The sequence below is a fragment of the Colwellia aquaemaris genome (assembly GCF_057548755.1).
In genome coordinates, this window is record NZ_BAAJLV010000004.1 from 193611 (window position 1) to 219061 (window position 25451).

General features: G+C 39.0%; 26 protein-coding genes. 10 read left to right on the forward strand and 16 right to left on the reverse strand.

Annotated elements, in window-relative coordinates:
- The 4 genes from uspE to AC27HL_RS12775 all read left to right on the forward strand — a co-directional run bounded on the left by uspE (position 1) and on the right by AC27HL_RS12775 (position 4123).
- Positions 1-933, forward strand: coding sequence for a universal stress protein UspE (gene uspE, locus AC27HL_RS12760; protein ID WP_487081391.1), 933 nt, complete (start codon positions 1-3; stop codon positions 931-933).
- Positions 934-1054: 121 nt separating this feature from the next.
- On the forward strand, positions 1055-1990 hold the full coding sequence (ttcA, locus tag AC27HL_RS12765; RefSeq protein WP_487081392.1) for a tRNA 2-thiocytidine(32) synthetase TtcA: 936 nt from the start codon (positions 1055-1057) through the stop codon (positions 1988-1990).
- 46 nt (positions 1991-2036) lie between these two features.
- Positions 2037-3329 carry an NCS2 family permease gene (locus AC27HL_RS12770; protein WP_487081393.1) on the forward strand — a complete coding sequence of 431 codons (1293 nt, stop codon included), beginning with the start codon at positions 2037-2039 and terminating at the stop codon, positions 3327-3329.
- Between the two features lie 23 nt (positions 3330-3352).
- Complete coding sequence (locus AC27HL_RS12775) at positions 3353-4123, forward strand: outer membrane protein OmpK (RefSeq protein WP_487081394.1); 771 nt, start codon at positions 3353-3355, stop codon at positions 4121-4123.
- 118 nt (positions 4124-4241) lie between these two features.
- Here AC27HL_RS12775 and AC27HL_RS12780 read toward each other — a convergent pair whose 3' ends face one another.
- The 4 genes from AC27HL_RS12780 to AC27HL_RS12795 all read right to left on the reverse strand — a co-directional run bounded on the left by AC27HL_RS12780 (position 4242) and on the right by AC27HL_RS12795 (position 8742).
- Positions 4242-5087 (reverse strand): glucosaminidase domain-containing protein, encoded by an 846-nt coding sequence (locus AC27HL_RS12780; protein WP_487081395.1) that lies wholly within the window; start codon positions 5085-5087, stop codon positions 4242-4244.
- Between the two features lie 69 nt (positions 5088-5156).
- Positions 5157-5945 (reverse strand): hypothetical protein, encoded by a 789-nt coding sequence (locus AC27HL_RS12785; protein WP_487081397.1) that lies wholly within the window; start codon positions 5943-5945, stop codon positions 5157-5159.
- A 432-nt stretch (positions 5946-6377) separates the two neighbouring features.
- Positions 6378-6923 carry a DUF1415 domain-containing protein gene (locus AC27HL_RS12790; RefSeq protein ID WP_487081398.1) on the reverse strand — a complete coding sequence of 182 codons (546 nt, stop codon included), beginning with the start codon at positions 6921-6923 and terminating at the stop codon, positions 6378-6380.
- 34 nt (positions 6924-6957) lie between these two features.
- Positions 6958-8742 (reverse strand): ABCB family ABC transporter ATP-binding protein/permease, encoded by a 1785-nt coding sequence (locus AC27HL_RS12795; RefSeq protein WP_487081399.1) that lies wholly within the window; start codon positions 8740-8742, stop codon positions 6958-6960.
- A gap of 251 nt (positions 8743-8993) precedes the next feature.
- On the opposite strand from AC27HL_RS12795, the gene AC27HL_RS12800 reads away from it, so the two are divergent.
- Positions 8994-9512, forward strand: a complete 519-nt coding sequence (locus tag AC27HL_RS12800) for a DUF2937 family protein (RefSeq protein WP_487081401.1) — start codon at positions 8994-8996, stop codon at positions 9510-9512.
- 69 nt (positions 9513-9581) lie between these two features.
- Here the strand turns inward: AC27HL_RS12800 and AC27HL_RS12805 are convergent, their stop codons facing one another.
- From AC27HL_RS12805 to thrS, 10 genes are all read right to left on the reverse strand, one after another.
- A complete protein-coding gene (locus AC27HL_RS12805) occupies positions 9582-9875 on the reverse strand; it encodes an integration host factor subunit alpha (RefSeq protein ID WP_487081402.1) in 294 nt (97 codons plus the stop codon).
- A 3-nt stretch (positions 9876-9878) separates the two neighbouring features.
- Positions 9879-12290, reverse strand: coding sequence for a phenylalanine--tRNA ligase subunit beta (pheT, locus tag AC27HL_RS12810; RefSeq protein WP_487081404.1), 2412 nt, complete (start codon positions 12288-12290; stop codon positions 9879-9881).
- 12 nt (positions 12291-12302) lie between these two features.
- Positions 12303-13283, reverse strand: coding sequence for a phenylalanine--tRNA ligase subunit alpha (gene pheS, locus AC27HL_RS12815; RefSeq protein ID WP_487081405.1), 981 nt, complete (start codon positions 13281-13283; stop codon positions 12303-12305).
- A 279-nt stretch (positions 13284-13562) separates the two neighbouring features.
- Positions 13563-14834 carry an ammonium transporter gene (locus AC27HL_RS12820; protein ID WP_487081706.1) on the reverse strand — a complete coding sequence of 424 codons (1272 nt, stop codon included), beginning with the start codon at positions 14832-14834 and terminating at the stop codon, positions 13563-13565.
- Between the two features lie 93 nt (positions 14835-14927).
- The gene (gene glnK, locus AC27HL_RS12825; RefSeq protein ID WP_487081406.1) at positions 14928-15266 is read right to left on the reverse strand and encodes a P-II family nitrogen regulator; all 339 of its coding nucleotides are present in this window, start codon (positions 15264-15266) and stop codon (positions 14928-14930) included.
- Between the two features lie 342 nt (positions 15267-15608).
- Positions 15609-16712: a phosphoribosylaminoimidazolesuccinocarboxamide synthase gene (locus tag AC27HL_RS12830; protein WP_487081408.1), complete on the reverse strand. Its 1104-nt coding sequence runs from the start codon at positions 16710-16712 to the stop codon at positions 15609-15611.
- Positions 16713-16881: 169 nt separating this feature from the next.
- A complete protein-coding gene (gene rplT, locus AC27HL_RS12835; protein ID WP_077284679.1) occupies positions 16882-17238 on the reverse strand; it encodes a 50S ribosomal protein L20 in 357 nt (118 codons plus the stop codon).
- A 15-nt stretch (positions 17239-17253) separates the two neighbouring features.
- Positions 17254-17448, reverse strand: coding sequence for a 50S ribosomal protein L35 (gene rpmI, locus AC27HL_RS12840; RefSeq protein WP_077284678.1), 195 nt, complete (start codon positions 17446-17448; stop codon positions 17254-17256).
- A 193-nt stretch (positions 17449-17641) separates the two neighbouring features.
- Positions 17642-18196, reverse strand: coding sequence for a translation initiation factor IF-3 (gene infC / locus AC27HL_RS12845; protein ID WP_487081410.1), 555 nt, complete (start codon positions 18194-18196; stop codon positions 17642-17644).
- A 90-nt stretch (positions 18197-18286) separates the two neighbouring features.
- Positions 18287-20197 (reverse strand): threonine--tRNA ligase, encoded by a 1911-nt coding sequence (gene thrS, locus AC27HL_RS12850; protein WP_487081411.1) that lies wholly within the window; start codon positions 20195-20197, stop codon positions 18287-18289.
- 315 nt (positions 20198-20512) lie between these two features.
- Here thrS and AC27HL_RS12855 point away from each other — a divergent pair, with 315 nt between their 5' ends.
- Positions 20513-21205, forward strand: coding sequence for an START domain-containing protein (locus tag AC27HL_RS12855; protein ID WP_487081412.1), 693 nt, complete (start codon positions 20513-20515; stop codon positions 21203-21205).
- Between the two features lie 35 nt (positions 21206-21240).
- Here AC27HL_RS12855 and AC27HL_RS12860 read toward each other — a convergent pair whose 3' ends face one another.
- Positions 21241-22884, reverse strand: a complete 1644-nt coding sequence (locus AC27HL_RS12860) for an NAD(P)/FAD-dependent oxidoreductase (RefSeq protein WP_487081414.1) — start codon at positions 22882-22884, stop codon at positions 21241-21243.
- A 1-nt stretch (position 22885) separates the two neighbouring features.
- Between AC27HL_RS12860 and AC27HL_RS12865 the strand changes: the two genes are divergently transcribed.
- From AC27HL_RS12865 to AC27HL_RS12880, 4 genes are all read left to right on the forward strand, one after another.
- Complete coding sequence (locus AC27HL_RS12865; protein ID WP_487081415.1) at positions 22886-23023, forward strand: hypothetical protein; 138 nt, start codon at positions 22886-22888, stop codon at positions 23021-23023.
- An 18-nt stretch (positions 23024-23041) separates the two neighbouring features.
- Positions 23042-23374 carry a ferredoxin FdxA gene (gene fdxA / locus AC27HL_RS12870; RefSeq protein ID WP_487081416.1) on the forward strand — a complete coding sequence of 111 codons (333 nt, stop codon included), beginning with the start codon at positions 23042-23044 and terminating at the stop codon, positions 23372-23374.
- A gap of 109 nt (positions 23375-23483) precedes the next feature.
- The gene (locus AC27HL_RS12875) at positions 23484-24350 is read left to right on the forward strand and encodes a fructosamine kinase family protein (RefSeq protein WP_487081417.1); all 867 of its coding nucleotides are present in this window, start codon (positions 23484-23486) and stop codon (positions 24348-24350) included.
- A gap of 125 nt (positions 24351-24475) precedes the next feature.
- Positions 24476-24682, forward strand: coding sequence for a CPXCG motif-containing cysteine-rich protein (locus AC27HL_RS12880; RefSeq protein WP_487081419.1), 207 nt, complete (start codon positions 24476-24478; stop codon positions 24680-24682).
- Positions 24683-24748: 66 nt separating this feature from the next.
- Here AC27HL_RS12880 and AC27HL_RS12885 read toward each other — a convergent pair whose 3' ends face one another.
- A complete protein-coding gene (locus AC27HL_RS12885) occupies positions 24749-25381 on the reverse strand; it encodes a riboflavin synthase subunit alpha (RefSeq protein ID WP_487081420.1) in 633 nt (210 codons plus the stop codon).
- Positions 25382-25451: the final 70 nt, after the last annotated feature.

Genomic DNA, 25451 nt, shown 5'->3' on the forward strand with positions numbered 1-25451 from the left:
ATGGATAAGTATCAAAAAATACTCGCTATTGTTGATCCAACAACAGAAGATCAAAAAGCGCTAAAGCGTGCTATAGAATTAGCCCGTAAAACTGGCGCTAACATTACTGCATTTTTGACCATATACGATTTTTCTTATGAAATGACTACTATGTTATCAAGTGATGAACGTGAGGCCATGCGTCAATCCGTTATCAATGACAGAACCCAATGGCTACAAACATTACTTGCAGAGCTCGATTTACATGGCTTAAACGTAGATTGTCGTGTGATATGGCATAACCGTCCATTCGAGCAAATTATTGAGCAAGTATTAAAAAATGGCTACGACATAGTGATTAAAGGGACGCACCAGCACGATAAGTTAAAGTCGGTAATTTTTACACCAACTGACTGGCATCTTTTGCGTAAGTGCCCTTGCCCTGTGTTGTTAGTAAAAGAACATTTATGGCCTGACAATGGCAACATAGTAGCAGCGCTAAATATTGGTAGTGACGAAGAAGAGCACAGTTCACTTAATGACAAAATTACTGCTGAAGCTAAACAACTAACAAAAGTGATGAAAGCCAACTTACACTTAGTTAACTCTTTTCCCGGCACGCCAGTTAATATTGCCATTGAAATTCCAGAGTTCAATGCCAGCGATTACAACCGTTCAATGCAAAAACATCATGAGAATGCCATGAAAGCGCATGCAAGCGCGTTTAACATTGCTGAAGAAAACACCCATATAAAAGAAGGTTTGCCTGAAGACGTTATTCAAAGTGTGGCGGACACCCTAGACGCCGAGTTAGTTATTTTGGGTACCGTAGGCCGAACCGGCTTATCAGCGGCACTTATTGGCAACACAGCCGAACATGTCATTGATCGCTTAAACTGTGATGTATTGGCATTAAAACCTGAAGGTTATATTTCACCACTCGACATTGAATAATGTGATCTAGTACAAATTTTTATAAATTGAAGTTGAACTTGCCGGATTTAATGGCCTGTTCAACTTTTTTCATTTCACAGCTTCGGCTATACTACGCGCCGCAATTTATTGGGAATTAATTATGAGCGCAGATTTAAAATCACCCTTAACACCTAGCCAAAACACACAATTACAAAAGCTTGAAAAACGTTTACGACGTCATGTTGGCCAAGCTATTGCACAATACAACATGATTGAAGACGGCGATAAAATTATGGTGTGCTTATCTGGCGGTAAAGACAGTTATGCGCTGCTAGAAATTTTAATGCTGTTAAAAGCCTCTGCGCCAATAAAGTTTGAACTAGTTGCTGTTAACCTTGACCAAAAACAACCAGGTTTTCCTGAGCATATTTTACCTAATTACCTAGAGTCACTTGGTGTTGACTATCAAATTGTCGAAGAAGACACCTATGCTATTGTAAAAGAGAAGATTCCAGAAGGAAAAACCACCTGTAGTTTATGTTCACGTTTACGCAGAGCACTACTTTACAAAGCCGCTAAAGCCCTTGGCGCAACTAAAATAGCCTTAGGACACCACCGTGATGATATGGTAGAAACTTTGATGTTAAATATGTTTTATGGCGGAAAGTTAAAATCAATGCCAGCAAAACTGGTTTCTGACAACGGCGAACATGTAGTTATTCGTCCATTAGCATTTTGTAAAGAGCAAGAGCTCATTCAATATGCCGAACTAAAACAGTTTCCTATCATCCCATGTAACCTATGTGGCTCTCAGCCAAACTTACAACGCCAAAATATCAAAGCCATGTTGCAAGATTGGGACAAAAACCACCCAGGGCGAATTGAATCAATGTTTACAGCCATGCAAAACGTTGTACCTTCACATTTATGTGATGCGCAATTATTCGACTTTAAAACGATCAATAGCGACTCAGGCATCATTGCAGGCGGCGATACCGCATTCGACCAAGAAGGTTTTGTAGATGCCACAATAACAGAAAAGTCTTCACTAAATGTCGCTCCTACTGATTTATTAAACATTGTAGAAATTAAATAACTTAACTCAACATTTAACATTGGTATTTTTCAAACAAGGCTCTCTAATGCTCGAAAAACTATTTCAGCTTCAACAGCATAATACTTCAGTCAAACAAGAAATTATTGCTGGCTTCACAACCTTTCTCACCATGGCTTATATTATTTTTGTCAACCCAGCAATGCTAGCAGATTCAGGTATGGATCATGGCGCAGTATTCGTGGCAACCTGTATCGCAGCTGCAATTGGTTGTTTTGTTATGGGATTATTGGCCAACTATCCAATTGCATTAGCACCAGGTATGGGCTTAAACGCCTTTTTTACTTATACCGTGGTACTCGACATGGGCTATACATGGCAAGTGGCGTTAGGTGGAGTATTTGTTTCAGGTATTGTCTTTATCATCCTTAGCCTTTTTAATATTCGAGAATGGATCATCAACAGTATTCCACATTCATTGCGCTTTGGTATTGCTGCGGGTATTGGCTTATTTCTAGCTTTTATCGCCTTGAAAAATGCCGGTATTGTAATTGACAGCCCAGCAACGTTACTTACTTTAGGTGACATTACCTCACTCCCTGCAATTTTTGCTGCTGTTGGCTTATTTTTAATTGTTGGCTTGGCCAATCGTGGGGTCAATGGTTCAGTGATGATTTCGATTCTAGTGATCACCCTGCTAGGAATTATTTTTGGCGATGTTCAATATCAGGGCCTCGTTTCCATGCCGCCATCTGTTGCGCCAACTTTGATGCAACTTGATATCGCCGGAGCATTAGAAGTCGGTATGTTGTCAGTGATTTTCGCATTTCTTTTTGTCGATTTATTTGATACCTCGGGCACACTCATTGCCGTTGCACAGCGCGGTAATTTACTGGATGAAAAAGGTAATTTTCCACGTTTAGGCAAAGCATTATTAGCAGACTCTACCGCGACAGTTGCCGGTAGTGTGTTGGGGACATCTACTACAACCAGTTATGTAGAAAGTACGGCAGGCGTTAGTGCTGGTGGCCGCACCGGATTAACAGCAGTAACCGTTGGCGTTTTATTTCTTCTGTCCTTAATGTTTTCTCCGCTTGCAGGCATGGTGCCAGCATATGCGACTGCTGGACCATTATTTTATGTAGCTGTATTAATGCTGGCAGGCTTAGTTAATGTGCAATGGGATGACCTATCAGAAGCCGTGCCGGTAGCAGTTATTTGTATTACCATGCCATTAACATTTTCTATCGCCAATGGCATTGCGTTTGGTTTTATTAGCTATGTTGCTGTACGAGCATTTAGTGGTCACTTCAATAAAATCAACATCAGTGTTTTATGCCTAGCACTATTGTTTCTATTCAAATTCGCCTTTTTCGCTTAATCAATTTTTGGGAATTATCACCTATGTCTATAACTACTAAGATGGCTAAATCAATTACCTGTGTAGGTATTTTAATCGCGGGAGCAGTTAACGCTGAAACATTGTGGAGCGACAACTCCATTAGCTACTTAAAAAATACCAGCGACTTTGAAGTGCTAACCAACGACAATATTAATGTCATCACTTTTGAGCATGCCTCTGGCCATAACTGGGGCGATGTTTTCTTTTTTGCTGATCGCATCACTGCTAGCCAAGATAAAAACAATGCTCGACACGAAGAAACTTATGGTGAAGTCTCAGCTCGCTTAAGCCTGAGCTATCTAACCGGCAACAAACTAGCAATGGGCCCATTAACTGATTTATATCTTGCTGGTACATATGAGCATGATACAGGCAATAAAGATGGTATAGGTTTCGGCTTTAATAACTATTTAGTGGGCATTGGTGCTTCTTGGGATGTGTCTGGCTTTAATTACTTAAGCAGTAATGTTTATTTGGCTGAAAATGATGATACAGACAACGATTACCAACTAACAGTTGCTTGGGGTTATCCGGTTGCATTAGGCGATCACGATATTATTATTGATGGTTACCTAGACTGGTCATCTGCGGCCGATGATCATCAAGCAGATTTTCACTTCAACCCACAAGTCCGTTTAGATGTTGGCAAATACTTTGGCAAAGCAAAGTTTTTTGAAGTCGGGATAGAGTACTCATACTGGCATAATAAATTTGGTATCCAGGGTATCGACAACGAAAGCACTGTCAGTGCTATGATAAAAGTGCATCTTTAACTAAGGGCTATTACTCTTTGTTTATTCACTCAACGAAGAGATAAATGTTAAAGCAATTTAAAAATAAAAACTCGTTAGCACCACTAACGAGTTTTTTGTTTGAGCTTTCTTTTAGTAATTAATCTGAATTTAGTGCTAAGTAACTTTGATTATGCCGGATCATTTCCGTTAACTCTAATACGTAATCTGTACCACGCTCCGAATAGGGAATTAAACCTGTGGCTAATATTTCAGGAGCTAATGGTTGTTCTTGTTCTCGCAACTGACCACGAATGGTACGAAATACCATATACGCGCTATTGGTATTAATATTTTTCAAATAACGAGCCACACCTTGCTCTACTGAGCTATATGCAGCCACCTCATGCTTAGCACCGACATTGCGACCATTTGGCACCATACCGCAGCCTTTTTTATAACACCAGACACCAAAAAAATTCAATCCTATGCGGGCAAATCGAGATGTTCCCCACGCCGACTCATTTGCTGCTTGAACCAACACTAACGCTGGTGGAATAACATCAACCTTCAACTGTAATTCGTAAAGTTTTCTTAAAAGGGAAAACTTTTTGCTCACGCGATATTGCTTACTTAAATCGGCAATAAAAGCATGCTCTTGCTCACTAAGTGGCTGCTCCAAGGTTAATTGCGCAATCAAACGCTGTACTTCTGTGCGCAATGCTAATATTTTTTCATTCTCAGCAAGAACAGCAGGTTTAATAAAAGCAAAAAACGTTCTCTTCTTCTCTTTTACATCTCGAATACTGGCAAAGTCAGGTAAACGAACATTGTGTAGTGGCTTTTCTACAACCTTGACCACCTCAACTTTTTTTTCAGGTATTACCGGCTCAGGTACTAGTTGTTGCACTGGTACAGGTAAAAACGTGAATGGAGCCACTAACCCGGCAATAAGTAATAAAGTAAATGCGAAGGCGATAAAATGCTGTTTACTAAATATATTCAAGTCATCAACTCCTTTGTTTGTATATTAATCATTAAACTCTCTTTTAGTTTTAGATATAAATTCAACAAGTTAAGCTGAAAATGTATCGTTAATAGTATTTGAGTTATCAGATGAAGCTTGCATATGTAAGCCAAAAATTTCGCGATATAAAATGCCTTTAACGTTATAAAACATTGGCGCTATATAGGCTAAACAGAACAGAAAAAATGCTATAGCAATAAAACCTAACTCAGAGCCTGCAGCTGCTGCAATCGGCATTGCCGATATGATCATCGCCAATACCAATGTTAAGTATATAGCAAAAATTTTAAACCACTGAAAACGTGTTGCTTTTATGCAAAGCACTATCGCTTTCATAGGTGACATTTGTTTTTCAACCACTAACGGAAGCGCCAACGACAAGGCCACAGCTAAAAATATACCTGGTAAATAAAACAAGGCTAACCCTATCGAAACAAGGGTTGAGGTTAATAGCGCACAAACGGCAACCCAGCTGCCACGCTTTAAAAAAGCAAAAATTAACTGATAGCGTGTTTTCAAACCAACCGAGTGAAAAACTCCCATCATTTCAACGCCAGCAAGGAAAGGGTATACAACTAAGGTAACGATTATATTGAGTAATGTTATTGATTGCGGATCTTTCATTACCGCTTCAATACCCCCCATTGGCGAACTGACCAGCATTGAGGTAAACATAGCAATTAATAAGCAAATAAATAAACCGACATTAATTGATAGTCGAGACTTTAACGTCAGCTGCCAAGCTTCTTTTAATATCTCCCTTACATCAAGAGAATATTCACCTTTAGTAGCATTTTCTATGCTACCACCAACTTTTACTACAGGAAGTTTTTCCACGAAAATAGTTACCTAACTGAAAAGCATTTTACTGCTTTATTACCACACAATGCTCTGCAGTATATCGTAATTCAAGGGTATCTGGGAATATGCTTGTAATTGTGATGAAAATTCAAACACCTTGTACAAACAATAAACAACAAAAGTTTAAAATATAATAAGAAAGGTGTTTTCGCTGTTGAAGAATATTTATGAGCCGTGGCTGTCGGCTTGACTAAGGAAAGCTTTATACTTTAATTGCTTGTAGTTTTTCGCTATAAAAATGCCATAAATCCTCAAAAGACTTAAAGTAATATAACTGCCCTTGGTAACTAGTTTTCATAATGCCCTCCAATACTGAAGTGGCATTGTACAATTTTCAACCTAAACGAGTTGTTATCTAACTGTAATAATACGTAGCAATACGTCAATTAACTAAGTGATATTTACAATTTAATTTGGCTTGATATGAGTTAATATTGATTGAAAGTACTGAGCCCCTTTTTCATGCGCTAAGGCAATATTATTGTCAGGTATTGCTTCTGGATTTTTATAAACTTTCAATACCTTTTCCATACTCTCTTCACGAATTAAGTGTAATGTTGGGTAAGGAGAACGGTTGGTAAAATTACCCGCATCATCATAATCAGTATCCGCAAAACAATATTCAGGATGAAAATTGGCAATTTGAAATATACCTTCGAAACCATAATCAAGGATGACATCATTAGCATAATCAACTAAGTCTAAAAAACGATTAAAGTCACGGAAACCTTGCTCATAAATAACTAAACTAGTTTCAATATCAGGATTATCACGTAAATATTCCAGTTGATTTACTAACTCCACTAAAGCAGCTTTAACTTGCGCTTTGTCACTCACATGATAATAAATGGTATCGTTAACAAACTCTTTTTTAGCAAATGGACAAAAATTAAGTCCAATAATCACCTGCTCAAGCCATTGTTTAGTTTGCTGCACTTCCAAAACTTCTGTCATACCTTTGTACTAGCCTAGAAAATTGAATAAAAAATTAATTATTGTCGCTTTGTTGTAATTGCCACATGCTATTGTAGTGGCCTTTCTTCGCTAATAATTCCTGATGTGTGCCCTGCTCAACAATTTCGCCGTGTCGCATAACAATAATATTGTCAGCATCAACTATTGTTGAAAGTCGATGGGCGATAACTAAGCTCGTGCGGTGCTCGGCAACCTCTTTTATTGCACTTAAAATAGCTTGCTCTGACTGACTATCTAATGATGATGTTGCTTCATCAAAAACCAAGATGCGTGGATTTTTTAATATTGTTCTAGCAATGGCAACTCGCTGCTTTTCGCCACCTGAAAGCTTTAAACCTCGCTCACCTACAACCGTGTCTATACCGTCTGGTAAACGTTTAACAAAATCAGACAAATGCGCCATGTCAAAGGCATTCATTACCGCACTTTTGTCAGCATCAGGGTTACCATATTGTACATTGGCAAATAATGTATCGTTAAATAACACAGTATCTTGCGGGACAATACCAATATGGCTTCTCAACGAGTGTTGACTCACATCACAAATGTTTTGTCCGTCAATATTGATACTGCCATTACCACAATCATAAAATCGAAACAGTAACTTCACCAACGTTGACTTGCCTGAGCCACTCTCTCCCACAACGGCGACTTTTTGCCCTGACTTAATAGTAAAAGATAAGTTTTTAATGATCGAACGTTTGTCATTGTATGCAAAGGAAATATTTTCAAAAACAATTTCCGCCTTTGACAATGTTAGCTGCTTGGCATCAACTTTATCTTCTACTTTTGGCTTTCTGAGCATCAAGTCAAACATATGCTCAATATTGGCTAACGAGCCTTTTATTTCACGATAAACAAACCCCAAAAAATTCAATGGAATAAATAGTTGCATCATAAAAGCATTAATTAATACAAAGTCGCCTAATGTCATTTGCTGGTGGGTAACTTGATACGCGGCAAGTGCTAGCATTGCGGTCATAGAACATGAAATAATAAACGCTTGGCCGCCATTAAGGGCAAATAGCGATAAACGATTTTGCATTTTTGCCTTTTCCCAACTGGCCAGTTGTTGGTCATACGCTTTTGCCTCATATTCTTCATTGGTGAAATATTTAACAGTTTCATAATTGAGTAAGCTATCAATTGCCCGGGAATTACTTGAGGAGTCGGCTTTATTTGCTGCGCGAATAAATCGCGTGCGCCAATCGGTGGCGAATACTGAATATGCAACATAAAGCAGAATTGACATTAACGTGATAAGTGCAAACCAAATACCATAATTAATCAGTAAGATACTCACCACCATAACAATTTCGATTAGAGTGGGAATTATGTTAAACACCATAAAACGCATGAGAAAACTAATACCTGATGTGCCACGGTCAATATCTCGAGATAAACCACCGGTTTGGCGATTAAGGTGAAAGTCTAAATCTAGCTTATGTAAGTGTTGGAAAACTTTTAAACCGATGCGCCGTATTGCCCGCTCTGTTACGCGGCCAAATAAGGTATCGCGAATTTCGGCAAATAATACTATGGTAAGTCGTACCAAACCATACGCTGCCACTAAGGCAAATGGCACAATGAAAATGCGATTCTCTTGTTGCTCATCTAAAATATCGACAATATCTTTTAAAATAAAAGGCAAATAAACACTGGCCACTTTAGTCAATATTAAACAAGCTAGCGCCAGTAATATTCGTGTTTTAAATTCAAATAAATAAGGGAGAAGAAGCTTAACAACACGCCAATTAAAGGTAGTTACTTCGTGTTCTGACTGTATAGGTCTTCGCATAATAGTAAAATGCATCCAACAATTTAATAGCGATAGTGATGTAATAACATCACTATCGGGAAGTCACTATATTAACATTTTTTATTAATAAATAAGTAAGAAATAATATTGGTATTTACACAATGAATAACCGCTTTAGTTCGAGAGAATACAATTTTTACAATCAGCTACGGGGAATTTAGGATCTTTACGAGTGCTTGTGCTAACGTAAAGTACATGATGTATTAATTTGTTATTAAATAATTCGTTTTATGCTGACAATCATTAACACCGTAATCGACCGTTGTTTTTTCACTATCACCTTTATTCTTGGCGTGCAGCTGCCGGAGTTTATTCAGCAATACCAACAACGACTTAGCGGCCATCTCAACGAAGCAAAATTGCAGCTTGCTCAATTTGAAACCATAGCACAGCAGCATTTTGACGGCAGTTTAGTCTCTATGATTACTCGTTATAAAAGCAACAATGAAGCTTCTATCGTCAATACAGGGGAACTTATAGAGCGCTTGTTAGAACGCATACAATACCTTACCGCTCATCTAGAGCAAATTAACACAACCAACTACCTAGATAGCCTTTATCGCTTTATCAGACACCTTGATCAGCAAATCGCAATAGCAACAGCAGAGCATTTTTCTATGGCAATACCTTTAGAGCTAGAAGCTATAGCCACAGGTGCTGTTATAGCTATTACAGCACTTGTTATAAAAGAGCTGCTGTATATTGCGGCTACATATCCATTTAAGAAAAAGAAAGCAGATATTATATAATGCAGATATTAAAAAAGGCTGCCTAAGCAACCTTTTTCAAATCACACAATGCAAAACTGACTTGCTATTTTATTCGCCGTTACCGTCTTCTACGCGACTTTTAAGCTTTTGACCTGGACGAAACGTAACTACTTTACGCGCCGAAATAGGAATATCTTCCCCAGTTTTTGGATTACGCCCTGGACGCTCGCTTTTTTCACGAAGATCAAAATTGCCAAAGCCAGACAATTTAACTTGCTCACCTGATTCAAGAGTTTCACGAATTTCTTCAAAAAACACTTCAACCATTTCTTTTGCGTCGCGCTTACTCAGCCCAACCTTTTCAAATAAATGTTCTGCTACTTCTGCTTTAGTTAGCGCCATTTTTTAATCCCTCAGAGATGCATTAAGTTCAGTTTTCAATGTATCAACCACTCGGTCAACAACGTCAGTGATATCCTTTTCTTCTAAGGTTTTATCGTTATCTTGCAATGTCATTGCAATTGCTAAGCTCTTAAAACCAGATTCAATACCATTACCTCGGTATACATCGAACAAGTTTAGATCAACTAAATAATTTCCGCCAACCTTTTCAATAAGTTGTAGTACATTATTTGCACTAACTTGATCTTCAACAACAACAGCAATATCGCGTCTATTTGCCGGAAAGCGAGATATATCGCGCGCTTGCGGGATATTTAACGTACAAACTTCGCTCAATAAAAGTTCAAAAACTAATGTCCGACCATTTAAGCCTAATTTCCTTTCTAATTCAGGATGTAAGGCACCAACATGACCAACTAACACGCCATCTTTATGAATAGCTGCCGTTTGGCCTGGATGTAAAGCATCAATTTCTGCTTTTGAAAATTGATAAGCAGCTTCGTTACTCGTTAAACTTAATAGTGCTTCTACATCGGCTTTAATATCGTAAAAGTCAGTAGCGGCCTTTTCAATATCCCAATGTTCTTCACTGCGTTGACCACTTAGGACACCGGCAATCATATTATCTTGACGAACGCCATTTTCAGCACTTTCATCAGGAATAAAGCGTAAACCTGTTTCAAATAAGCGTACACGATTTTGCTGACGATTTTGATTATAGGCAACCGATTGTAATAGTCCTGTCCATAAGCTGACACGCATTTCTGACATTTCAGATGAGATAGGATGCGGCAAAATCATCGTTTCTTGGCCTGGGTGCAATAAAGCTTGTACCTTAGGGTCAACAAAACTGTACGTAATTGCTTCTTGATAACCACGATTAACTAAGGTGGTACGTAATTTACTCACGGCTAACTTAGCTTCTTTTTGCTCGCGCATCGCCAAAGTTGCTGTTGGTGAAACATTGGGAATATTGTTATAACCAAAAATACGAGCAATTTCTTCAATCAAATCAACTTCAATACTAATATCAAAGCGGTATGCAGGAACAACTACACACCATACTTTTTCGTTGCTTTCACCTGTTTCAGAAACGTTAAAACCTAAACGTGTTAGTATTTCTGTTACCGTTGCATCATCAATATGATGACCAATACGACCGTCAAGTTTACTGCGACGTAAAGTTACTGTTTTTTCTGCTGGTATGTTATCTTTCGATACGGATTCTACGATTGGACCTGCTTCACCACCAACAATTTCTAGTAAAAGCTGTGTAGCGCGTTCCATAGCATCACGTTGCAGTTGCGGGTCAATGCCACGCTCATAACGATGTGAAGCATCGGTATGTAAACCATATTGACGCGCTTTACCTAAAATAGCTAATGGTGTAAAAAAGGCGCTTTCTAAAAAGATATCTTTTGACTCAGTAGTAACACCTGAGGCTAAGCCGCCAAAAATACCCGCCATCGCTAACGCTTTTGCATCATCTGCAATCACTAAAGTCTCTGTTGAAAGTGTCACTTCATTTTCATCTAGTAAAACGAGCTTTTCATTTTCATTAGCGTAACGTACGTTAATATCGCCATCAATTGCTGCTAAATCAAAGGCATGCATTGGGTGACCTTGCTCTAACAATACATAGTTAGTGACATCAACTACTGGGTCAATTGAACGTGTACCGCAACGACGTAGCTTTTCCACCATCCATAATGGTGTTTGGGCATTAACATTGATGTTTTTGATCACACGGCCTAAGTAACGAGGACATGCTTGCTCAGCTAATAAGTTAATAGCAACAGTATCATCAATAGTCGGAGTTACCGCTGTTATCGTTGGCTCAGTAACACTTAAGCTATTTAATACGCCAACTTCACGTGCTAAACCTTTAAGGCCTAAACAGTCGCCACGGTTAGCAGTTAAATCAACATCAATAGTCACATCGTTTAGATCTAAATATTCACGAACACATGTGCCTAGTGGCGCATCACTTGCTAATTCCATAATCCCATCAGCACTTTCTGCTAAGCCAATTTCAGACTCACTACATAACATACCGTGTGATGGTACGCCGCGCAGCTTAGCTTTTTTAATTTTAAAGTTGCCTGGCAATACTGCACCAACCGTTGCTACCGCAACTTTCAGCCCTAAGCGACAATTTTTAGCACCACACACTATGTCGACTAACTCGCCATCGTTAAAGTCTGGACCTAAATTTATTTTTGTAACTTGCAATTTATCAGCATCAGGGTGTGGGCCACATTCAACCACTTCACCAATTAATACGCCGGTAAACTCACCTGCAACAGGCTCTACTGCGTCAACTTCAAGGCCAGCCATGGTGATTTGATGCGCTAAGTCATCAGAAGAAATAGCAGGATTAACCCACTCACGTAACCAAGATTCACTAAATTTCATTATATGGCTTTCCTACTTGAACTGTTTTAAGAAGCGAAGATCGTTTTCAAAGAATGAACGTAAGTCATTTACGCCGTAGCGCAACATAGTTAAGCGTTCAACCCCCATACCAAAGGCAAAGCCAGTATATACTTCAGGGTCAATACCAACACTACGCAATACATTTGGATGCACCATACCGCAACCTAATACTTCTAACCATTTACCATTTTTTCCCATTACATCAACTTCCGCTGAAGGCTCAGTGAACGGAAAGTATGATGGACGGAAACGAATTTCTAAATCTTCTTCAAAAAAGTGATGTAAAAAGTCATGCAAAATACCTTTAAGGTGAGTAAAGCTGACATCTTTATCGACCATTAAACCTTCCACTTGGTGGAACATCGGCGTATGGGTTTGGTCATAATCGTTACGATATACCTTGCCTGGAGAAATAATACGTAATGGCGGCTGTTCTTTCTCCATAGTACGAATTTGTACACCCGATGTTTGCGTACGCAACACTAACTTAGGGTTGAAATAGAAAGTATCATGATCTTGACGAGCAGGATGGTGTTCAGGAATATTTAAGGCGTCAAAGTTATGAAAGTCATCTTCAACTTCTGGCCCCTGTTTCACTGAAAAGCCTAAATCACCAAAAAAGCTTTCTATTCGTTCAATAGTGCGAGTTACTGGGTGTAAACCACCTAATTCATCGCCACGTCCTGGCAAAGTTACATCAATTGACTCAGCCGCAAGCTGTTGCTTAATAACTTCAGCACGCAGTAACTCACCGCGTTCATTCAATAACTTTTGAACTTTTTGTTTAGCGATGTTAATCACTTGACCCGCTTTGGGTTTCTCTTCTTTTGGTAACTTACTTAGGCCTTTCATTTGTTCCGTGAACAAACCTTTTTTCCCTAAAAAGTTAACGCGAACCTGGTCAAGTTCAGCAGGATCAGTTGCCGCAGCAATGGCTTGTTCTGCCTGCAATATAATATCGTCTAAATTCATGAGTTCCTCTAAAGCGTGTTTTAAATGCCTGCGTCTCGACAATACGAGACCTAGCATTAACATCGGCCGACAATTCAGCCTTTAGCTAGACTTTTTCGATTAATAAAAATGGTGAATGATTTTACACAAAAAATCACTATGAGAGTAGAGTAAATCTACGTTTTTCAACAAAAAGTTAGTACTGATTAACTTTTATTTTTAGAATAGTTGGCGACTTGCTCTTTTAGGCACAAATAAAGGCTTACTTACGCGTAAGCCTTTATGCAATTTAGGAAAGTATTAAAGGTTATAACCTGACTCATCGTGCTCTATTAAATCAAGCCCTGTGGTTTCTTGCTCTTTTGATACTCGTAAACCACCTGTCATTAATGCAACGAGTTTAAATAGTACATAAGATACAAGCGCCGTATATAAAATCGTTGCGCCAATACCAATAAGTTGCACCGTCACTTGCCCTAACATAGTGCTAATGCCCTCGGCATAGCCATAGCCACTAAAAGCGCCTAGTTCAGTTGAAGCAAAAACACCAGCAAGCAAGGTACCTAAAATACCACCGACACCATGCACTGGAAATACATCTAACGAATCATCAATTCTTAATTTTTGCTTGATATAAACCGTCGCGTAAAAGCAAACAATACCGGCAGCAATACCAATAATGAGTGCGCCACCAGGGCCAACAAAGCCTGAGGCAGGTGTAATTGTACCAAGACCTGCAACCATACCCGTTACCGCACCTAAAACACTAGCTTTGCCAAATTTTTTCCACTCAATAGCCGCCCAAGTTAACGCACCAGCAGACGCTGACAAGTGCGTTACTAACATCGCCATCGACGCATCACCAGTTGCTGCCAAAGCACTACCACCATTAAAGCCAAACCAGCCAACCCACAACATGCCTGCGCCAGTTACCGTCATGGTTAAATTGTGAGGCAACATTGGCGTCTTAGGAAAGCCATGGCGAGGCCCTAAAACAACGGCGGCAACAAGAGCGGCAACACCTGCAGTTATGTGCACAACAATACCGCCAGCAAAGTCATAAACCCCCATTTGTGCAAGCCAACCACCGCCCCATACCCAATGTGTTACCGGCGCATAAACAGCAAGTAACCAAAGTGCAGAAAACAATAATACCGCAGAAAACTTCATACGTTCAGCATAGGCGCCAATAATCAAAGCCGGTGTTATTACCGCAAAAGTCATTTGAAATAACATAAACAAGCTTTCAGGAATATCACCTGAAAGTGACTCTTTTGTTATTCCCATCATTAACACTTTGCTAAAGTCACCTATCCATGCATTGCCTTCACCAAATGCTAAGCTGTAACCTATAACAAACCATAAAATAGACGACAAACCTGCAATAGCAAAACATTGCATTAGAATAGATAAAATATTCTTCCTACGTACTAAACCACCATAAAATAGGGCTAAACCAGGTAAAGTCATTAATAACACTAATGCGGTAGATGTTAAAATCCACGCCGTATTAGCACCGTTTAACTCGGTTTCACTAGCTATGCTTGGCACAGCAAACAATAAAGTAAACATTAGTATAATTATTTTATTCATTTTTATTTCCACAAAGATAAATTAACACTATTTAGCAACAAAGATTTCTCTAACAATGCCAGACATAAAAGCTTAAATAGCCTCATCATCAGTTTCTCCGGTGCGAATACGTGTCACGTTTTCAATGTTAGTAACAAAAATTTTACCGTCTCCAATTTTTCCGGTTTGTGCTGAGCTTACAATCGTTTCAACAACACGCTCAAAAAAGTCATCTCGCACGGCAATTTCAAATTTAATTTTTGGCAAAAAATCAACCGAATATTCAGCACCACGATATAACTCGGTATGGCCTTTTTGACGACCAAAGCCCTTTACTTCGGTAACTGTCATACCATCGATACCTATTTCGCTTAACGCTTCACGAACATCATCCATTTTAAAGGGCTTAATAATTGCTGTGACTAACTTCATACGTTCACCTTTAGTGCAGTTAATTTAATTCTTATTTTTGAATTTTTTATTTACCTAACACTAAGCACCAATTATACCCAAAGTGAAAAAGCCAATAATTACAAACAAATAGAGGCATATAGCATAAACAACAATGCAAATAAGCACCAAGGCAGTGCAAGCATCAAAGGTAAGAGTGCTAATTTGGTGCAATAAAAAATATCAAGGTGCAAAGTGAGGTGCGTTATGCCAGCTAACGCTAGTAAAAATATAAATCGACGCTACAAGCATTAATTGACAAGGTGAATAAAGAAAATAAAAAGCCCCGCGAGTGCGAGGCTTAAAAGGATGGAAAACGGTTTATTAATCTATCAATTGATATTGTTCACGCAAAATGTCGATAATTTCTTGCTTAGGGTTATCTGACAGAACTATTTTATCGCCGGTAACTTTCTCAGCAATGGCCGTATAAGTTTCAGATACTGCCATTAGCACAGAAGCTGGTAATGCATTATCACGTGCAAGCGCTTCACGCTCAGCCATACGATCTTTATTTAACAGGATATCAGGATCTGGAAAGTGATTTAATAACAACTGACGAAAACCCTCTTTCGAGTTTTCAACAATTTTACCAGCGCGGTATTGCTCACCATCCCAAATACGAGAAGAATCAGGTGTACCAACTTCGTCCATATAAATTAGCTTGTCATTGCCCGCTTTGTCTTTGACATAACCAAACTCAAACTTGGTATCAACAAAAATTTGATCAAGCTTGGCAAGTGCTGCCGATATAACATCAAAACCTTGTGTTAAAAGTTTTTCGTACAGAGCAATATCATCTTCAGACTTAAAATTAAAAGCAGCGAAGTTCTCTTCGATATTCTTGCGAGTAATATTGACATCATCAACGGCAGGAACACCAGGAATCCCCTCTAAAATACCTTTGGTAGACGGCGTTTGCAATAATGCTGGTAACTTGCTGTCTTTTTCCAAGCCATCAACAAGTTCAATGCCACAAAATTCACGCTCACCTTTACTGTATGAGCGCCACATAGAACCCGTTATATACTGACGACAAATCGCTTCTATCATCACAGGCTGTGCTTTTTGCACTATCCAAACAAACGGATGAGGAATATCAAGAATATGGCTATCGGCTAGACCTTGCTCTTTAAAAAGTTTGAACCAATGGTTAGAAATAGCATTTAGCGCTGCACCTTTACCTGGTACACCTTTCATACCACCTTCACCGTGCCAAATGCAATCAAAGGCTGAAATTCTATCGCTGATCACCATAATGGCTAACGGTGTATCACTAGGAACATCATAACCTTTTTCATCAATCAAGCGGCGACTATCAGACTCGGTTAACCAGTAAACAGAGCGAACTTTGCCACTATGTACTGCTTTATCAGTACGAATGGGTAAATCATTATTGACCGCTAAAACTTGCTCAGCACGACTCATAATAAAACCTTAACTTTCTATAATTGAATTGAAATCTTTAACTAAGCAAACTTTTATTGGCTTGCAAATTTGCTTAGTTAAATATGCTGACCTTTCAGTCAACTTTTTAACACCCTGAAAAAGAAAAGGACGCCTAGGGCGTCCTTATCTCAGAGCTAATATCTCAAACTTATGCTAAAGAAGCTTGCGCTTTTTCAACTAAGAATGTGAAAGCTGCTTTATCGTATACTGCGATGTCAGCTAGGATCTTACGATCGATTTCAATAGAAGCCTTTTTAAGACCATTAATGAAACGGCTGTAAGATAAACCATTTTGACGAGCTGCTGCGTTGATACGAGCAATCCAAAGTTGACGGAATTGACGCTTACGTTGACGACGGTCACGGTATGCGTATTGGCCAGCTTTAGTTACAGCTTGGAAAGCAACGCGATAAACGCGACTACGAGCACCGTAGTAACCTTTAGCTTGCTTTAGAACCTTCTTATGACGTGCACGCGCTTGTACACCACGTTTTACTCTTGCCATTTTCTATCTCTCCTATTAACCGTGACGTAAAAGTTTTTTAACTGACTTAATGTCAGAAGCAGCAATCATGCATTTCGCACGAAGATGACGCTTAACTTTAGTACGGCGTTTAGTCAAGATATGACGAAGACCGGCTTGTTTAAACTTGTAGCCTGTGGCTGTCGCTTTAAAGCGCTTTGCAGCACCTTTGTTAGTTTTCATTTTAGGCATGAATATTACTCCGCATTCACATATAACTATTTTCATAGTTAATATGTTGCCATTGAAATTTAGTAATTCAGGCGAAAATCCGACACTGTAAACAGCAGGAGATTTTACTTTCAGGCCTAAAATTACCCGTTAAAAACAATATTGGTGAATTAACATTCGAAAACGTTAATTACTTGCATATACCAAATATTGATTATTTTTTAGGTGCTAAAACCATCACCATTTGACGTCCTTCCGCTCTACGAGGGAAAAACTCAACTACTGTTAGTTCTGCTAAATCGTTTTTAACACGAGTCAACAATTCTAAACCTAGCTCTTGGTGGGCCATTTCGCGACCACGGAAACGTAAAGTTACTTTAACTTTATCGCCACCTTCTAAAAAGCGTTTCAAGTTACGTAATTTAACTTGATAATCGCCTTCATCTGTACCAGGACGGAATTTAATTTCCTTAACCTGTATTTGTTTCTGCTTTTTGCGCTGCTCTTTTTGTTCTTTAGATTTCTCATAAAGAAACTTACCGTAATCCATTACTCTAAGAACAGGAGGTTTAGCTGTAGGGCTGATTTCAACAAGATCTACACCAGCGTCTTCTGCTTGGCTCATCGCTTCATCTAATGTGACGATACCACCTGGTTCTCCGTCATATTTAATCAAACGAACTTCATTACCTGGAATGCCAGTAATCAACTCATTTAAACGATGTGCTGGCTCTTTCTGCCCGCCTCGTTGTCCACCTTTAATAGCCATGTTCCTCCAAAGAACGTTGTTACCGAGTAAGTTTAATATAACTTACTCGGGGTAAATAAATAGTTTGCGTGTTTAAATAAAATTAGTGGCTTAACTGCGAGTTTTCACTTCGTCAGTTAACTTAGCAATAAAGTCATCAACTGACATTTTTCCTAAGTCCTCACCACCTCGAGTTCGTATCGCTATTTCGCCAGCTTCCATTTCTTTATCGCCAACAACTAACAAATACGGAACACGCTTTAAAGTATGCTCGCGGATTTTAAAGCCTATCTTCTCATTTCTCAAGTCTAGTTTTGCTCTAAATCCATTTTCTTTTAGTTTTTTAACAACTTTTTCACAATATTCACCTTGTTTGTCGGTAATATTCATCACTGTTGCTTGAATTGGTGACAACCACGTTGGGAATTTGCCAGTGTATTCTTCAATTAAAATACCAATAAAACGCTCTAATGAACCTAAAATAGCGCGGTGAATCATCACGGGGGTGTAACGTTCGTTGTCTTCACCTACATAAGTTGCGCCTAAACGCTCCGGTAAGGCAAAATCAAGCTGTACTGTACCACATTGCCAGTTACGGCCTAAGCAATCTTGCAGGGTAAATTCAATCTTAGGACCATAAAATGCTCCTTCACCAGGTAAGTATTCAAACTCTATGTCTAAATCTTTCATGGCTTGGGCTAAGCCTTCTTCCGCCTTGTCCCACATTTCGTCACTACCAATACGCTTTTCAGGGCGTGTTGAAAGCTTAACAATAATGTCTTCAAAGCCAAACGTTTTATAAACATCGTATACCATATTGATACACTTGCTTACTTCACTTTGCACTTGGTCTTCGGTACAGAAAATATGGGCATCATCTTGGGTAAAACCACGCACGCGCATTAAACCGTGTAAAGCACCTGACGGCTCATTACGGTGACAACAACCAAACTCAGCCATACGCAAAGGTAAATCACGGTAAGACTTTAGCCCTTGGTTAAATATTTGTACGTGACCTGGACAGTTCATCGGTTTAATCGCATATTCACGTTTTTCTGACTCAGTTGTGAACATTGCATCACTGTATTTGTCCCAGTGACCCGATTTTTCCCAAAGACCTCTATCCATCATTAATGGACCTTTAACTTCGTCGTAGTCATATTCATGAAGTTTTTCACGAACATACTTTTCTAATTCAGTGTAAATTGTCCAACCATCGTTATGCCAAAACACCATGCCCGGTGCTTCTTCTTGCCAATGGAATAAGTCTAGGTTTTTACCTATTTTACGGTGATCACGTTTTTCTGCTTCAGCAAGACGTTGAATATAAGCTTTAAGTTGCTTTTTATCAGCCCATGCTGTGCCGTAAATACGTTGCAGCATCTTGTTTTCAGAATTACCACGCCAATATGCGCCCGCTACTTTCATTAATTTAAAGTGATGACAATGACGCATACTTGGCACATGTGGGCCACGACACATATCAATGTATTCTTGGTGGTGATAAAGTGCCGGCGTATCTGACTTATCGATATTTTCATCAAGAATTTCTAATTTATAAGTTTCACCACGCTCGGTAAATGCATCGTAAGCGTCTTGCCAGCTACCTGTTTTCTTAATAACTTCATAACCTGTACGTGCCAAGGTCGTCATTTGTTTTTCAAGCTTAGCTAAATCTTCCTCGCTAATGGTTTCTTCCATATCAACGTCATAGTAAAAACCATTGTCGATAGTTGGACCAATGGCCATTTTAGTATTTGGCCACAATTGCTTGATAGCATGCCCTAATAAATGCGCACACGAGTGACGAATAATCTCTAGGCCTTCCGCGTCTTTACTGGTAATAAGTTGCAAAGTAGCGTCTTCGGTGATCAATTCACAGGCGTCAACTAAGGTACCATTAATACGACCAGCTATGGTCGCTTTCGCTAAACCCGATCCTATATCTAAAGCAACATCCATTACAGAAACTGCTTGTTCGAAAGAGCGTTGACTACCGTCAGGGAGAGTAATTACAGGCATGTATTTTCCTTGTTCAGTGGCGACACATACTAAGCGCCGCTTGAATTTTATTAATAATTTTTATAACGCATTGAAATAAAATCATATAATGACACAAAAATAATTGTCATTAGGCGCGCTATATACTGCTAATTTTACTATTATGTTCATCTTAACTGCGTATATATAAGACGTTTGCGCCAAGATAACATGATGAGCAGAGGAATATAGGGTAATTCGCCTTAATTTGCAATGAACAGGACCGCTATATTGAACACGCAGGCTAATTTATTTCTGGTAAACATAAAAACAACGATTTGGCTTTGTTTTTTTACCATGCTTTTCTTGCTATCGAACCACAGCGCCTTAGCAAATGAGTCGGCAAAAAAATTAGCTAATTCAGCAAAAAACAAAGCTGATCCATTCTCAGAGCAAAGCAAAGAAGAAAATTGGAAAACATGGCGACGCACGAAAAACTTAAAGGTGAGTTATCGTCCAAGCAGCTATCAAGATCTTATTGAAATAAAAGCGCAAGCAAGACTAAATTCAACACTTTCAGGTTTTATTTACTTTATTGAAGACCTGACTAATATGCCAGCATGGCTAGATAATACTCACTCGGCAGAAATTCTTGAGCAATTTACTGCCAGCGAAAATATTTTTATCACCCGCTTTAACGGCTTATGGCCAGTATCGGCTCGAGAAATGATAGTGCATTCACGATATTGGCAAAATGACGATTTATCGTTAGAAATTGCTGTTATTGATGCGAATGATTTTATCGCTGTGCATAAAAAAGCCGTGAGAATGAAAGTTCATAGTGCCCATTGGAAAATTATCCCAACCGCTGCCAATCAAATTGATATCAGCTATCAATTTGTTGTTGACCCAAGAGGCAATATCCCACAATGGCTAACAAAAAGCATGACTCTCAAGGGCATATGGACAACGTTAAATAACTTGCAAGAACAGTTACCGAAAAGTCATTGGCAACAAAAACAAAAAAGCCACATTCAAGAAATTCAATAGATGCGGCTTTTTAGTTTTTCATTTTTTACCAGTAACTAAACGTTTTTTAGCATGGAAAGTGCCATCGCTTCTGCCACTTTAATACCATCTATTCCCGCTGATAAAATACCGCCAGCATAACCAGCACCTTCACCCGCAGGATATAAACCATAAGTATTTACGCTTTCTAAGCTTTCTTTATCGCGCGTTATATTAATTGGCGAAGAAGTTCTGGTTTCCACCGCAGTTAATGTTGCTTCATTCATAGAAAAACCTTTAATTTTGCGCTCAAATGCAGGTAAGGCTTCACGAATGGCTTCTATGGCATAGCTGGGTAAAGTTTCACTTAAATCACAATATTTAACACCAGGCTTGTACGACGGCTCAACACTACCGTGTTCACCACTTTTACGGCCAGCTAAAAAGTCACCGACTAGCTGTACGGGTGCGTCATAGTTTTCACCACCTAACTTAAAGGCCTTTTCTTCAAGCTTACGCTGAAAATCAATGCCCGCTAATACGTTATCTTTACTGCCATTTTCATCATAATCTTCAGGCGAAATACCAACCACAATCGCGCTATTAGCATTGCGTTCATGACGTGAGTATTGACTCATACCGTTTGTCACTAAGCGACCTTCTTCTGAAGCTGCTGCCACCACTGTACCACCCGGACACATACAAAAACTGTATACCGAACGGCCATTTTTACAATGATGCACTAATTTATAGTCTGCCGCGCCTAATATCGGGTTACCTGCATTTTTACCAAAGCGAGCATCATCAATAACCGACTGTTCATGCTCAATTCTAAAACCTACAGAAAACGGCTTAGCTTTTATAAATACGCCTTTGTCATGCAACATTTCAAAGGTATCGCGAGCACTATGGCCAATCGCTAGGGCTATATGTTTGGTATTTATCACTTCACCCGAGGCTAACGTTAAGCCCGTCACCTGCATTTTTTCGCTATCAGTAGCGGCTGCTTCAAAGTGAATATCTTCTACACGTTGCTCAAAACGTACTTCCCCACCCAAACGGATTATTTCAGCGCGCATTTGCTCAACCATAGTCACTAACTTAAAAGTACCAATGTGTGGCTTACTAACGTACAAAATTTCTGCCGGTGCACCCGCATCGACAAACTCATTTAATACCTTGCGGCTGTAATGTTTAGGATCTTTAACTTGGCTGTATAGTTTGCCATCTGAAAATGTACCCGCACCACCTTCACCAAACTGGACGTTAGACTCAGTATTAAGAATTTTTTTACGCCAAAAACCAAAAGTATCTTTAGTACGTTCTCGTACTTCTTTACCACGTTCTAAAATAATTGGTTTAAAACCCATTTGCGCTAAAATTAATCCAGCAAATAAACCACATGGCCCCATACCAATAACAACGGGGCGCTCGGTCATATTCGCTGGCGCTTCACCAACAAATTTATAGCTAGTATCTGGGCTTTCTTTAACATTAGAGTTCTTCGCATGCTGGTGTAACAATTGCTCATTACAGCTGGTTTCAACATCTAAGGTGTACATTAAAATTATATTGCTTTTCTTACGGGCGTCGTATCCACGTTTAAAAATTGAAAAGCTCGTTAATTGCTCGGCAGTAATTTGTAATAAGGTAAGAATTGCCTGCTCTAGCTCTTCTGGTTGATGCTCAAGCGGTAATTTAACGTTTGTTAAACGCAACATAATGTGTTTCCAAAGCGGTACTAGGGGAAAAATTGGCGCCATTTTACCTGATAGTGCTAGCGATACCAAATACAAAGCAAAAACAACAATTGAATTTGTTGGTCGGCAAGGTATGATGCGCACATTCGATAGAAATTAACCTTTATGGGTAAGTAAAATGGCTTTTGTCGTCACTGATAATTGTATTCAATGTAAATATACTGACTGCGTAGCTGTATGTCCGGCTGATGCCTTTCATGAAGGGCCAAACTTTTTGGTGATCAACCCCGACTCCTGTATCGATTGCGATTTATGCCCTATAGAATGCCCAGCCGAAGCAATTTACCAAGAAGATGAAGTACCAGAAAACCAAAGAGACTTTATTGAGCTTAACGCTGAGTTAGCGAAAACTTGGCCAGTTATTACCGAAGTTATCGCGCCGCCAGCCGACGCTGAAAAATGGGACGGCGTAGCCAATAAAATAGAAAACTTAATTACCGACCTCGAGTAGCAAGCACATCTCCCGTTTGTTATTTGGCGGTTATTACCGTTACCAAGCTTATATTCTATTAATCCTCGACTATAATTACTCATATTCTCACCTAACTTGGTAAAGAATAATGTGGCAAACCATTGAGCAAGAAATTTCCCAAGTAATTGACGAGCCGTTCAATATCAAACATAAGCAAGTTGTAACGGGTGGTGATATCAATTTATGTTATTGGTTAAGTAACTATCAACGCAATTATTTCGTCAAACTTAATGACAAGTCTCGACTTCAGCAATTTGAGTCTGAAGCTTATTCTTTAGCGCAAATAAAACAATTAAATGTCATGGGCTGCCCTAATGTTTTAACAACAGGCACAACTTTAGACAAAAGCTTCCTTGTACTTGAATATCTGCCATTTAACCATGCCTCGAATCAAAACTGGTATTCATTTGGCAAACAACTAGCAACAATGCATAAGCAATCAAGCCATGGCCAATTTGGTTGGCAACATGACAACTATATTGGTACAACGCCACAACCAAATAGTTGGCAAAGTAATTGGAGGACATTTTTTGCTGAACAAAGAATAGGCTGGCAATTGCAACTACTCGCAGAGAAATCAGTAAAGTTGGGCTCAATTGACCACATTATTAACGTTTGTCACGACGCCTTACTACACCACCAAGTAATGCCCTGTTTAGTTCATGGTGATTTATGGCAAGGAAATGTCGGTTTTAGCAACAACGCTGCCTATGTTTTTGACCCCGCATGTTACTACGGCGATAGAGAAGTCGACATTGCCATGTCGGAATTGTTTGGCCAAATGCCAGACGAGTTTTATCAAGGTTATCAAGAAGTTTTTCCTCTTGACGCTAACTACGACAAGCGGAAGTTAATTTACAACTTTTACCATGTTCTCAATCATGCCAATTTATTTGGCGGTGTTTATATTGAGCAGTCAAAAGCTAACTTATCACGTATTCTAGCACTGCATTAACATATTAAAGTTTTACAGATAATTGCTAACATATTTTTGCGAATTTTCGCCATGAAAAATTCGCACTTTAACTGAAAGCGTACATACTAAAACTAACGGTTAATTCAAAAAATCTAGGAGGCAGTATGCCCCAAGAGATTAAAGAACAACGCATTGAATGCCCGCATTGCGGACATAATATTCGCGTAACATTAGACGCCAGTGAAGGTGATCAAGACTACTACGATGAATGCCCAGCTTGTTGTATGGAAATGCATTTAAATTTACACGTTGATGAATATCACCAAAAAATACAGCTCGCCGTAGATAGCGACGACGAACAAGTTTTTTAATCAACCATCATTTCGCATTACTCAACAACAATCGTTTAGCATTTTGCTTAATGGCTAACGGCTTCATTACTGTACTTTTAAGTTCATGCGCTCAATCGTTTCCACTATGGTCATGGTTTGCTGGTCAAATTCAATATTAACCTTATCGTCCACACCAATTTTACTTAGGTTGGTTCTCATTAAAGTTTCAGGAATTAAATGCACTGAAAAATGCTCATCAACATCAGCACCCAAGGTTAAACTAACACCGTTAATGCTAATAAAGCCTTTGGCAAAAATGTATTTTTTATAGTGTTCGTCTATCGAAAACGAAAGCGTGCAGTTGTCTGAGCTTTCGTCACGTTTTACAACTACAGCTTGTGTATGTACATGGCCACTTAACATATGGCCACCAATTTCATCACCCACTTTTAACGAGCGTTCAACATTAACTAACATGCCTTCATGAATATCGGCTAAATTCGACACTCGTAAGGTTTCATCAATCACGTCAAAGGTAATAAAACTTTTCTTATCGTTTAGCTCAGCTAAATTGCCAAACTCAACCGCCGTTAAACACACACCATTAATGGCAACACTAGCCCCCGTTTCTAGGTTATTAATAAGCGATTGTTCTAACGCTATTTTTAAGGTTATCGCATTATTTTTGCGAATTATCGAAATAACCTCAGCTTGTGATTGCACTATACCTGTAAACATATATCATCCAGATAAATAAACTTTTTTCCATCTTAACAAATTACCGTCGACGAAATAATTACCTAAATGA